Source organism: Marinobacter sp. L-46 (assembly GCF_056859535.1).
This window is the reverse complement of the sequence record NZ_JBSXOP010000069.1, coordinates 1-12,411: the sequence shown is the minus strand read 5'-3', so window position 1 is coordinate 12,411 and position 12,411 is coordinate 1. Positions and strand designations below refer to the sequence as shown.

At 57.4% G+C, this 12,411-nt stretch carries 12 protein-coding genes; 11 read left to right on the top strand and 1 reads right to left on the bottom strand.

All coding sequences use genetic code 11. The features are described from left to right. Nucleotides 1–348, bottom strand: a 348-nt coding sequence (locus AC13DJ_RS10825; RefSeq protein ID WP_482934079.1) for a TonB-dependent receptor plug domain-containing protein, incomplete at its 3' end; no start/stop codon positions are given. A 535-nt stretch (nucleotides 349–883) separates the two neighbouring features. Between AC13DJ_RS10825 and AC13DJ_RS10820 the strand changes: the two genes are divergently transcribed. From AC13DJ_RS10820 to AC13DJ_RS10770, 11 genes are all read left to right on the top strand, one after another. After that, complete coding sequence (locus AC13DJ_RS10820; RefSeq protein ID WP_482934078.1) at nucleotides 884–2,119, top strand: alginate export family protein; 1,236 nt, start codon at nucleotides 884–886, stop codon at nucleotides 2,117–2,119. Between the two features lie 35 nt (nucleotides 2,120–2,154). Continuing rightward, complete coding sequence (locus AC13DJ_RS10815) at nucleotides 2,155–3,117, top strand: thymidine phosphorylase (RefSeq protein WP_482934077.1); 963 nt, start codon at nucleotides 2,155–2,157, stop codon at nucleotides 3,115–3,117. Between the two features lie 114 nt (nucleotides 3,118–3,231). Beyond that, entirely contained in the window at nucleotides 3,232–4,152 is a 921-nt protein-coding gene (locus AC13DJ_RS10810; protein ID WP_273085724.1) for a ribose-phosphate diphosphokinase, read from the top strand. After that, complete coding sequence (locus AC13DJ_RS10805; protein WP_482934076.1) at nucleotides 4,139–5,413, top strand: MBL fold metallo-hydrolase RNA specificity domain-containing protein; 1,275 nt, start codon at nucleotides 4,139–4,141, stop codon at nucleotides 5,411–5,413. Before AC13DJ_RS10810 ends, AC13DJ_RS10805 begins: the two co-directional genes overlap by 14 nt. Before the next feature lie 175 nt (nucleotides 5,414–5,588). Continuing rightward, complete coding sequence (locus AC13DJ_RS10800; RefSeq protein ID WP_482934075.1) at nucleotides 5,589–6,551, top strand: HlyD family secretion protein; 963 nt, start codon at nucleotides 5,589–5,591, stop codon at nucleotides 6,549–6,551. Nucleotides 6,552–6,557: 6 nt separating this feature from the next. Next, nucleotides 6,558–8,288, top strand: coding sequence for an ATP-binding cassette domain-containing protein (locus AC13DJ_RS10795; RefSeq protein ID WP_230714646.1), 1,731 nt, complete (start codon nucleotides 6,558–6,560; stop codon nucleotides 8,286–8,288). Then, nucleotides 8,285–9,379: an ABC transporter permease gene (locus AC13DJ_RS10790; protein WP_008172528.1), complete on the top strand. Its 1,095-nt coding sequence runs from the start codon at nucleotides 8,285–8,287 to the stop codon at nucleotides 9,377–9,379. Before AC13DJ_RS10795 ends, AC13DJ_RS10790 begins: the two co-directional genes overlap by 4 nt. Next, nucleotides 9,379–10,482 (top strand): ABC transporter permease, encoded by a 1,104-nt coding sequence (locus AC13DJ_RS10785; protein ID WP_482934074.1) that lies wholly within the window; start codon nucleotides 9,379–9,381, stop codon nucleotides 10,480–10,482. Before AC13DJ_RS10790 ends, AC13DJ_RS10785 begins: the two co-directional genes overlap by 1 nt. A gap of 256 nt (nucleotides 10,483–10,738) precedes the next feature. Then, nucleotides 10,739–10,903: a hypothetical protein gene (locus tag AC13DJ_RS10780; protein WP_482934073.1), complete on the top strand. Its 165-nt coding sequence runs from the start codon at nucleotides 10,739–10,741 to the stop codon at nucleotides 10,901–10,903. 70 nt (nucleotides 10,904–10,973) lie between these two features. Then, complete coding sequence (locus AC13DJ_RS10775; protein WP_482934072.1) at nucleotides 10,974–11,771, top strand: hypothetical protein; 798 nt, start codon at nucleotides 10,974–10,976, stop codon at nucleotides 11,769–11,771. A 52-nt stretch (nucleotides 11,772–11,823) separates the two neighbouring features. Continuing rightward, on the top strand, nucleotides 11,824–12,297 hold the full coding sequence (locus AC13DJ_RS10770; RefSeq protein ID WP_482934071.1) for a hypothetical protein: 474 nt from the start codon (nucleotides 11,824–11,826) through the stop codon (nucleotides 12,295–12,297). Nucleotides 12,298–12,411 lie beyond the last annotated feature (114 nt).

Sequence of the window (12,411 nt, the reverse complement as noted above, 5' to 3'; positions counted from 1 at the left end):
GGGCGCCGGTGCGATCAGAATGCCATCTTCCATCAGGGTAATATTACTGCTGCGCTCGGCCGTGGCGCCGCGGATGCCGATATTGGGGCGCAGGCCCAGGCCTTCTTCTTCCCGCACATAGACGCCCGGGACGGTTTTCAGTACCTGGTTGATGTCGGTCTCAACCTCGGTTTTCAACTGCTCCTCACCAACGACGTAGCCTGACCCTGGCAAGGTCTGGGCTGCGGACGCATCGCCAATGATTTCCAGGGCTTCAAGGGTCTGGGGCTGGTCATCGCCAGCGGCAGAGCCCAAGGCTGGGGCGAGGCTGATCGCCACAGCCAGTGATAGTTGGGAAGGTCTAAACATACGGTTGTTCTCCGTTATCATTTAAGTTTCTGGGTACAAGTGATAATCATTGGCATTATGTTGCGAAACTTTATGGCTTTGTAACTATTAAGTCAATTGCTAATCCTTATGGGTCGGAAACGTGTCTACAGGCTGAAAAACGTCAACTCCTGCTTTTCCTTTGTCGACCCAGAGGGTTGTCCAGATAGCTTGCGGGTATGCCGATGCTAATGACGTCAACACCCTGCGCCGTGGCCCGATGTTCAAGCCGGACGCCGAGTGAAACCGCTTGATGTGGCCAGCGCGCCGGCCTTCTCAGCCCTGGAGAATGCTGTGAGTGCCTAGGGTGTGCGGGTAATTTATAAACTAGAGGCTGCCGGGGAGGGTCACTAGATTTACTCTAGGCTGTGTATAGGGTGCGAGTCAGGCTCAATCTGACCGATATCAAGGTTGCCACGGACATAGGCGCCCTAAAATGAATTATCGACTCATGAATGAAACATTGACTCCATTCACCCCTTATATGGCCACAGAAGGTACCACTAGGATGAAAACGATGCTAACGCCGTTCCCTGCCAGGAAAGGCCAAAGAAACCAGAAGTCGTTGCTGACCTTGGCCATTGGTTCGGTTCTGGCTTCTGCCGCGACGCCTGTCCTGTCTCAAAGCTTTACTGAAGCCCTGACCAGGGGAACGGTTTCCCTGGATGTTCGTTATCGTTACGAATTTGTGGATCAGGACAACCCTCTTGATCAAGCCCATGCTTCTACCGTTCGAACCCGACTGGGGTACCGGACTGGTGATTTTAAGGGGTTTGAGGTGTTTGCCGAGGCGGAAGATGTGTCCGCTGTGGGGAATGAGAACTACAATAGCACCATCAATGGCATAACCGATCACTCAGTAGTCGCTGATCCGACGGAAACCGAAGTCAACCAAATTTACGTGCGTTACAAAGGTTTTTCGGATACCAGCCTGACCTACGGCCGTCAGCGCTTTGCTCTGGACAATCACCGGTTTATCGGTACGGTTGGCTGGCGCCAGAATGAGCAAACCTTCGATGCCTTTGTCGGCACCAACGAGTCGCTTCCGGACACGAAGATCACAGCGGGCTATCTTTACAATGCTAACCGGGTGTTCTCGGATGCCAGCCCTAATGGCAATTTCCCAATGCAGTCGCCGATTTTCAACGCACAGTATCATGGCTTGGCTGCCGGAACCCTGACCACTTACGGTTATCTTTTCGACTTTACCAACGCAGACGTCAACTCAACCCAGAATTTTGGTTTGCGGTTCGCAGGTGGCACCGATGTATCGGAAGACGCCAGGGTCCTGTACACCCTGGAGTACGCAATCCAGAAAGACTATGCAGACAACCCGCAAAGCTTTGAGGCCGCTTATTGGCTGGCGGAAGTGGGGCTCGCAGTCTACGGCCTGACCTTTAAGGTGGGTATGGAGACTCTGGAGTCGGACGACGGCCGGTCATTCCAGACGCCTCTGGCGACGCTTCACGCGATGAACGGTTGGGCCGACCAGTTCCTGGTCACCCCGGACGATGGCCTGCAGGATCTATACGTATCGGCGGGTGCCTCAGCAAAGGGGGTCAAGTGGCTGGCCGTTTATCATGACTACAGCAGTGACATCAATAGCCTGAGCTATGGCTCCGAGCTGGGGCTGCTGGCTGTCTACCCGATCAACAAGCACTACACGGTGGGTGCCAAGTTCGCCAGCTATGCCGCCGATGGTCGTGGCGTGGATACGGACAAGGCCTGGTTGTGGGGAGAGGTCAAGTTCTGACCTTATCACTATTGCGGTGAACAGACATTCGCCTGGTGGCTCAGTCTGACCTGGTTTCAGTACATCATGCGCCCTATATCGAATCCTTGAGTCTGGTTCGTCGGAAAGTATTCGGACACAGCTTGCTTCCGGCTGAGATGGCCCGCATTGTCTCCGATATCTCCGCACACAAATACAGCGATGTCGAAATAGCCTGTTTCCTGAGCGCTTGTGCGGGTGGCAGATTAGGTTTCGATGAGATTGTTGCTTTGACCCAGGCGATGGTGAATTGCGGACAACAGCTCGATTGGCCAGGCGTGGATCGTGTGTTCGACAAACACTGTGTTGGAGGCCTGCCGGGCAACCGGACCACGCCGCTGGTTGTGTCGATCGTCAGCGCAGCAGGCTTAGTAATGCCTAAAACCTCCTCCCGTGCCATCACCTCACCGGCGGGAACAGCGGACACCATGGAAGCGCTGACCAATGTGAGGCTTGGGCTGAACGAGATTCGCCGTGTGGTCAGAGAAACCGATGCCTGTCTCGCCTGGGGTGGGGCGATGAACCTCAGCCCGGCTGATGACCTGTTGATTCGCATCGAGAGAGCGCTGGACCTTGATGGTGAGGGCCAGCTCGTGGCCTCGGTGCTGTCCAAGAAGATTGCTGCCGGTTCCACCCATGCGGTGATTGATATTCCGGTGGGGGAGACGGCCAAGGTTCGAACGCCCGGCGATGCCGACCGGCTGGCCTCTCTTTTCACAAGCGTTGGGGCGGCCTGTGGGCTGAAGGTACGCTGCATCGCGACAGACGGCAGCAAGCCGGTTGGTGCAGGGATCGGGCCGACAGAGGAGGCCCGTGATGTTTTGGCCGTGTTGCAGGGAAAGCGGGGTGCGCCGGAGGATCTACGGAGCCGCGCCATCATGCTGGCTGGCCATTTGTTCGATCTGGCTGATGGTCGTGGCGTGAAAGAGGGGATGGTCAAAGCAGAACGACTACTTCAAAACGGCTCTGCCTGGGGATAGAGTCACTAAGGGAGAGCCTCTCTATGAATTGCTCAGTGACAGTCCGGGGCAGCAGGATTATGCGCTGGCGTTTAACGATATGGGGCCGGCAATCTTCACTGTAAAGCGAGAGGAATGATTGTGGGCATTACTGAAAAAAGTGTGTTGTTCAGCCTTGCTCCCCATCCATTACGGGAAAAACTTTGTGATCGGCTCAATCTGGAGCCGGGAAGTTTGGAGGTGCGGAGGTTCCCTGATGGTGAGTCCTACTTACGTGTGCTCACATCAGTCAAAGGTGCGAACTGCGTAATATTGGCCGACCTAACGCATCCAGACACCAAATACCTTGCTCTCCTGTTTCTCTTTGAAACTCTCCGGGAACTCGGTGCCAGGTCGATTGGGTTGGTGGCGCCCTATCTTTGCTATATGCGCCAGGATCGACGCTTCGAAGAAGGGGAGGCGGTCACTTCCAGGGTGTTTGCCCAGTCTTTGTCTTTACATATCGACTGGCTGATCACCGTTGATCCACATTTGCACAGGTACCAGTCTCTTGACGAAATCTACAGCATACCCACGCAAGTTGTTCAGGGAGCACCGGCGCTGGCGGATTGGCTACGGGGGCAAAACGGTCTGTTGCTGGTAGGTCCGGACGCGGAAAGTGAGCAATGGGTATCAAGTATCGCGCAGGCCAGTAACCATCCTTATGTCATTGGCACCAAGCAGCGTCTGGGTGACCGTCGCGTTGAAGTCACCTTGCCGGATATCTCGGCGTATAACGGCCGGAAAGCCGTCATCATTGATGACGTTATTTCCAGCGGACGCACCATTGGCGAGTGTGTCAGGGCACTTAAGGCGCAAGGCACGGAGGCCATCCTGTGTGCGGCGGTGCATGGCATTTTTGCGGAGGCCTCGGACACCTACCTTCTGGGTACCGGCCTGCAGACGCTGGTGACCACCAACACGGTTCCACACAGCAGCAATGAGATCGATGTCAGCGAGTTGCTGGTGCCGCCGGTCAGGCATTTTCTCAATCAGGTGGAGGGTGAGCGCCGATGAACATTACATTTCTGGGTGGCACGGAAACCGTGACCGGCAACCGTTGCCGCTCGATATTGCCTCGCTGGATGCCGTGCTTCTGACCCATGCCCATCTGGATCATTCAGGCTACATCCCCGTGTTGTACAAGCAGGGCTTCCGGGGGGCGGTTTATACCCATCATGCCACCCGAGAGCTATGCAGCATATTGCTGGCCGATAGCGGCCATCTTCAGGAAGAGGAGGCACATTACCTCGGCCGCCATAAGCTGAGCAGGCATGAGAATCCGGAGCCCCTGTATGATCAGGAGGATGCAGAAGCCTGCATGGAGCTGTTTCAGTCGGTGGACTTTCACCAAGTGATCCAGCTCGGTGATATACGCTTTCATCTGCGACCGGTCGGGCACATTCTCGGGGCGGCCTGTGTCATCATCGAGGCGGAAGGTAAATGCGTCGGTTTTTCCGGCGATGTGGGCCGCCTCAATGATATTTTCATGAGGCCACCGGCACCCCTGCCAGCACTCGACATGCTGATGCTGGAATCAACATATGGCGATCGTCGCCACGAAGACGTGGATTTGCTGTCACAACTGGCGGACATCGTTAACGAAACGGTCGACAAAGCGGGCAATATACTGATTCCGGCCTTTGCCGTGGGCAGAGCGCAGGTCTTGCAGCATATGCTCACCGACCTGATGAAGGCGGGACGAATTCCAAGGTTGCCAGTTTATCTGGATAGCCCCATGGCGATTGATGTTTCTGAGATTTACTGCCGCTACGAAGATCAGCATCGGTTGAGCAGTTCAGAATGCCATGAAATGTGCAGCACCGTTCACTATAGCCGCAGCGTCCAAGACTCCAAGGCGCTGGCTGACCAGGCCTACCCGCACGTAATTATTGCAGGCAGCGGTATGGCAACGGGCGGTCGCATTCTTCATCACTTCAAACGTCTCCTCGGCCAGCACCGCACAACCGTTATCTTTGCCGGTTATCAGGCAGGGGGGACACGAGGCGCCAAAATGGTTGATGGAGCGGAAAGGATCAAGATCCACGGCGACTGGATTCCGGTCAAGGCCCGGCTGGAGGTGTTGAGTGGGCTTTCCGGACATGGAGATTTCACAGAGATCGAACAGTGGCTGGCTCAGAGTGACCTGGCCCCCGAAACGCCGATCAACTTGATTCATGGAGACCCTGATGCGCTGGAGGCCATGAAGGATCACTTGCGTCAGAACACCCGGTTTGAGGTGGAGGTGGCAAGCTACCAATCCATTTTGCGTCTTTGACGATGCCCTGACGGCCATCTTCGAGGGCGACCTGAATGAGCCGCTTAAGATCCGGCAACGACCTTGGTCGCGGCGGCTGCCGAGTGCTAGAGTGGGCGATCTCATTGGCTGGAGTGAGAGGCAGTGGCCCTGATCCCGGCTCCAACCTGAACAGTAATGTCATAAGGAGTGTTTGGTGAAATCCCAATCCTGGCTCTGGTCTCTGATAGCGGTGTTGGTGCTCGCCGGCGGTTCTTATGGGGTTTTTGTTCTGTTTGGGGAAGAGCCCTTGCCGCAGGGAATCGTCTATGGCAATGGCCATATCGAGGGGCGGGAAGTGCGGATCGCGTCCGAAGTGGCCGGTCGGGTCATCGAGCACCATCTCGCGGAAGGCAGCAAGGTTTCGGCTGGCGACACGGTAGCCGTGATCGACCCCGCCGATGCCAGAGACCGCCTGCGCTCGGCACAGGCCGAGCTGGCCTCGGCGCGGGAAGTCCGTGACGGCTTCGACAGCCAAATCACCACCTGGCGTCATCATCTCAAGAATGCCGAGAAACAACGGCAGCGGATCCGGGACTTGCGGTCCCGCAATCTGGCCAGCTCGAGTGATCTGGATCAGGCGGAAAATGCCGTCAGTGAGGCCCGGGGCCGACTTGAGTCTCTCCAGCGGCAGAAGGATGCCGCCGAAGAACAGGTGGCTGCAAGGGCGGCGCAGGTGGCACTGGCTGAATCGCAACTGGACAAAGCGGAGGTTGCCGCGCCGCTCTCCGGAACCATCCTGATCCGGGCGGTGGAGACGGGAGAGGTTGTCGATACCGGCCAGCCGCTGGCCACGATGGTGAATCTGCAGCAGCTCGAACTCAAGGTCTATGTCCCCGGTGATATCCTCAACCGGATCAGCTTGGGGGATCCCGCCAGAATCCGCGTGGACGGTTTGCCCGGGGACTTTTCCGCCAAAGTCGGCAGGATTGACGATTTCGCCCAGTTCACCCCCCGCGATGTCCACATGCCCGACGAGAGAGTTCGGATGGTCTATGGCGTTACCCTGGTGCTGGATAATCCGGCCGATGCTCTGAAACCGGGTATGCCGGCAGATGCCTGGATTCGCTGGGATCCGGACGCCGAGTGGCCAGCGACCCTCTCGGTTCCGGCGCGCTGAGCCGTCATGTCTTCCCCGGAACCCATCGTCGCCAAAGGCCTTGGCCGCCAATTCGGAGACAATGTTGTCATCGAGCCACTGGATGTTTCCGTTGATCGCGGCCAACGAGTGGGCATTGTCGGTGCTGATGGCGCTGGCAAGACGACGCTGTTACAGATGTTGGCTGGCATCCTGGACCCCACTGTGGGGGAATGCCGGGTCCTGGGCTTCGATACCCGTCGTGAGGCCAAGCAGGTTGCTGCCCAGATTGGCTATATGTCCCAGGGATTTACGCTTTACGATCGACTCAGCGTCAAGGAAAACCTGAGCTTTGCCGCTCGCATCCGGGATGTGCCCGACGAACTCTATCGGGAGCGTTCAGAAAGGTTGCTATCCATGTCGGGGCTTGGCCGCTTTACTGACAGGCCCGCCGCCAAACTGTCCGGTGGCATGCAGAAAAAGTTGTCGCTATGTACCAATCTGGTCCATGAACCGGAGCTGCTGATCCTTGACGAACCGGGGCTCGGCGTCGACCCCCTGTCCCGGCGCCATCTCTGGACCATGCTCGACCGCTTCCGGTCGCAGGGCCTGACCATGGTTGTGGCTACCTCCTACATGGACGAGGCGGAGCGCTGCGACAGGATACTGCTGCTGGAACAGGGCCGCGTTCTTGCGGATGGGTCGCTGGAAGAGCTGCTGAGGCCCGCCGCCGGAAGGGTGTTCACTGTAAATGCTGGAGATACCGGACGAGGCTTGCGGGAGTTGTCCGGCATCCTGGCTCAAATTGACAGCGTCCATTCAGTGCAGTGGTTGCCGGATCACCTGCGACTGGTGATGAACGCGGACATCGCTGAAAACCAGCTCGCCGAGTTATTGCCCGAGGGAACCCACCTGGCGGCGGCCGAGCCCCGGCTCGAGGATCTGTTTGTGCTGCGGACGGACAGGAGGGCCGGCGAGCAGCAGTTTCCGGAATTGGCCCGGCAAGACAGGGGAAAAGAGGAAGGGCTGGTGGCCACCGGCCTGAGCGTCCGCTTCGGACATTTCAAGGCCGTTGACCGGGTGAGTTTCGAGGCGCCATCTGGCGAACTGCTTGCGTTGCTGGGGCCCAACGGGGCGGGCAAGACAACCCTGATCAGGGCCTTGTGCGGGCTGGTGGCCATCGATGAGGGCAACGCCCGGGTGGCCGGGGTGAGCTCCGGCGGGGGTAGCACCGCATTGCGCCGGCAAATTGGTTATATGTCACAACGGTTTTCACTCTATCTGGAACTGACCCCCTGGGAGAATCTCCGCTTCTTTGCCAATGCCTACGGCCTGGCCGGAGGCGCGGCGCGGGCTGCGATCGACTGGGCCAGGGAAGTAACGGGGCTGACAGATATTCCCGACAAGCTCACCGGTGATCTTTCAAGTGCCTTGCGCCAGCGTCTGGCGCTGGCCTGCAGCCTGCTTCACCGGCCCCGGGTCTTGTTCCTTGATGAGCCCACCTCGGGTGTCGATCCCGTCGCCCGGTACCGTTTCTGGCGGGTTATCCGTGAGCTGGCCGCCAGCGGTATGACCGTGCTGGTCACTACCCACTACCTGGAGGAAGCGGCCTATTGTGATCGTTTGGCGTTAATGCAGGACGGGCGGCTGCTTGCACACGGTAGCCGATCATCGCTGAATCATTCGCTCGGCCTCGAAGCCGACGCCACGGTGGAGATGCTCTTCACGGCGGCCATAGAACAGGCGGGAACGGCCAATTCCCGGGCGTTGGGACCATGAAGGCTCATCGGCTTGGAGCCCTCATCGTCAAGGAAAGTCGCGAGCTGATTCGCGACCCGGTTACCATTGCGTTGGCCGTGATCATGCCGCTGATCATGCTTTTTCTGTTCGGCTATGCGGTCAATCTGGATGTGGAACAGGTTGCCGTGGGCATTTACGATCTGGACAACACGCCGGCAAGCCGCGACCTGTCAGCCCGTTTCGACAGCTCGCGGTATTTCCAATTAGAGCAGAAAACGACCGATCTCCGCGATCTGGAGTCGGCACTGCAAAGCTCGACCATCAGCATGGGCGTGGTGATTCCAGCCGGCTTGGCCCGGCAACTGCTCAGAGGCGACGAGGCGCCTGTCCAGGTGATCGTGGACGGCGGCTATCCTGTTCTGGGTCGATTGGCATCGGCCTATGCCGAGGCGGTAATCGCAAATTTCCCCGCCCCGCGTCAGAGCGCCGTCCGGGTCCAGGCCAGGGTCTGGTTCAATCCCTCCCTGCGCAGCGTCAATTTCGTCATCCCCGGGTTATTTGCCGTGATCCTGATGGCGTTCCCACCCCTGCTGACCGCCCTGGCGATCGTGCGTGAGAAAGAGACCGGTACGATTGAGCAGATCTATGCATCGCCGGTCACCTCAACCGAGTTTGTTGTCGGCAAGCTGGTGCCCTACGGTCTGGTGGCTTTCCTGGAGATTCTTATGGTCATGGTGGTGGGGTTTGCCTGGTTTCAGGTCCCCATTGCCGGCAGCCCGATACTGCTGCTGACGTCCGCTTTCGTTTATGTGCTGACCACGGTGGGTATCGGCCTGTTGGTCTCATCCCTGGTCCGTACCCAGTTGGCGGCCATGTTGATAACGCTGATTGTCACCTTGATGCCGTCGTTTTTGTTTTCCGGTTTTCTGTTCCCTCTGTTCACCATGCCTCTTGCCCTGCAACTGTATAGCTGGCTTTTCCCTGCCGGTTATTTTATGGAAATCTCCCGGGGCATCGTACTGAAATCAGCCGGCCTTGAAGCCGTTCTGCCAAATCTGATGATGTTGATCGTCTATACGGTCCTGGTATTTGTCTTCGCGGCCTGGCGAATGAAGCAGAAGGTGGCCTGATGGGAATTGCCTTATTTGGTTTGTTGCGCAAGGAGCTCGTGCAGTTCTTTCGTGACCGGTTGATACTGACCCTGATACTTTGGCTTTACACCATTGAAGTCGTCATTTGTGCCGTTGCGCTCAGTTTTGATGTAAGCCACCTGCCCCTGGCGGTGGTGGACGAGGATCGCAGCGCCTTGAGTCGCTCGTTGATCCAGAAATTTGCGGTGAGCGAAACCTTCGACCTGAAATTTCAGGAAACCCGTGTGGCAACCGCCACTGACCTCCTGGAGAAAGGCGATGCCACCATGGTGTTGGTCGTTCCCGCCGGGTTCGAAGGTGCTCTTCTCGCTGGCAAGAGTGCTCAGCTCCAGTTGCTCCAGGACGGCACCAATTCCAACATTGCCGCCAATGCCGTCAATGATGCTCTGCAGATCGTCCAGCGCCAGGAGCGCGAAGCGCTCCCTGCTGCCGGGAAGAAGGGGGTCGCGGTACCCCTGATCCGTATCTGGTATAACCCCGATCTGACAACATCGGGTTTTATCGTGTTATCGATGATTGCTCTGGCCGGTATGATGGTGGGCGTTATTCACCCGGCCGCCTCTATTGTCCGGGAAAAGGAGCGAGGCACTATCGAGCAGCTGCTGGTGACGCCCATTTCCAGCCTGGAACTGTTCCTGGCCAAGGTCACACCCACGCTGATCATGGGCGTACTGTCCATCTTTCCGAGTTTGGTGATTGTCAGAGTCTTTGATGTGCCCCTTCAGGGCAGTCTGCTTTTATTTCTGGTGCTGACCGCCATCTTTTTGCTCAGTGCGATTGCGCTGGGCGTACTGATTGCCGCCTACAGCCGGACCCTTCAGCAGGCGTTGCTGCTCTCCTTTTTCGGACTTTTCCCGCTGATGTTCCTGTCGGGCAGTTTGACGCCGGTAGAAGCCATGCCGCCTTTCCTGCAAAGCCTCTCCCTGCTGAGTCCACTGCGTTATTACATGGATATCATCGTCGGTATTTTCCTCAAAGGCGCCGGCCTGGCGGTTCTCTGGGATGAGGCTCTCGCCTTGCTGGTAATCGGTGTCACGCTGTTTATTTTCTCCCTTTGGGTCTTTCGACGCCGGGTACAATGAGATCGGTTGGGTGAGTGCCTGACGTTTGTCGCTACCGAAACGCCGATCAACTTGATTCATGGAGACCCTGATGTGCTGGAGGCCATGAAGGATCACTTGCGTCAGAACACCCGGTTTGAGGTGGATGTGGCAGGCTACCAATCCATTTTGCGTCTTTGATGTGAGACTGGGCAAATACCCGGGGTAATCCGGATATTTACGGCGAGGATTTCTAATAGGCCACCATTAACGTCAGTAGAGTTATCAGGGAGAGATCATGAACGGCTATTCCATTTACACGCTCGACGAGGTGGGGCTGTCCCGGCTGGTGAGTGACTTTTACAGCTACGCCGTCACTCCGGATGGCACACCGGGGGTTCCCCTGGGCAGTCACGTCAACCCCCACACTGCCGGCGGAGCGTCTGGTCGCGTTTCTCAGTGATGGGGCATTTGAGGAGCAGCGGGGCAGCGACTGGGCAAGCCGCTGGTGGCGAGCCGAGGACTGTGGCCTGGTGACCCCGGTGATGATTGCTAACGGGCGCCGCATTGATCAACGGTCAACCATCTTTCTGCAAGGAGGCACGGACTGGTTCCGGCAGCACCTGGAGCTCAATGGTTTTTACCCCATACTCATTGATGGCCGCGACCCTGTAAAGCTCCCCTATCTGATTGCCGAGACGGTCAAAGGCTATGGTTTCTATGGTGCTGGCTCAAACGCGGCGCATGGTACCCCGCTTCCGGCAATACCGAGATTTGATGAGGTCTCGCGCAGGCACTTTAACGAATCCATTGCCCGTTTGTTTGTGCCCGAGATCGAGTTTCACGGCGCCCGCGACGTGCTGGCAACTCACCGGGCAGACGATCGGCCTGCGGAAAAGGATCATCCGCTGAGTTGTCGTGACGTCAAGCTGCAAACTGTACCCGAACCGGTCTGGTTGCAAACGGCGGTATCAGAGTCGCCCATGGTTGCGATTGATCGGCAGTTTGTTGCCCTTGTAAAGGCCAACCCGGCGCTTCGTATTCGCCTGGGGAACCCGGATGAATTGCGTAGTAATCAGATGAACCAGTCGCTTGACCTTCTGAAGCATCGCACCCTGACGCCCGAGCCCGGCCTTGCGGAATCCCTTCACGGCTCGGTAATCACAGCCCTGAATGAGGAGGCCGTTGTCAGCGCCGCTCTGGGTAATAAGGGAGGTATGAATCTGGTGGTGTCCTACGAAGCGTTTGCCATGAAAATGATTGGCGCTCTTCGGCAGGAAATTATTTTTGCGCGACACTGCCCGCGTTGTCTATCCTCCCGACTGCAATAGTGCTGTGGCGTGCCTTAACGAGTGTTTTCGAACCCAGGGGCAGTTCTGGGCCATGACGGTTCCCAAGGCAAAACTGCCTGCCGTTTTTGACGGCCGTCAGGCTGTGCAATTGCTCCGGGATGGTGCCATCGCTCTTGGTGAAGCCGGTGATGTGCAGTTGATCGCTGTCGGCGCCTATCAACTCCGGGTTTGCCTTGAGGTTGCCGAAGCGCTGGCTCAGAGAGGGCTTTCGAGTGGTGTGGTCTGCCTTCTCGAGCCCGGTCGATTCCGGAGTCCCCGGGATCCAATCGAGTCAGGGCGTCAGTCTGGTAGTTCTTACAGGGCCGAGCTGTTTCCTCACGATACAAAACTCAGAGTGTTCGTGTGCCATATGCGCCCAGAGGCCTTGCTGGGACTCTGCCGTCCTCTCGATCTCGGGCCCGACCGGACGCTGGCGTTTGGCTATGAAAACCATGGTGGCACCCTGGATACATCGGGGCTGCTGCAGGCCAACAAATGTGGAGTTATTGTCAAATCTGGTGTATGACCATCAGGCAGCGTTCCTGCCAGATTGATCTTCCACCTGTATTCCATCCTGAAACTGCACGTTGTCCACGACCAGCTTCAGTTGGTCAAACCCCTTGATTCGCTTCCAGCGTTT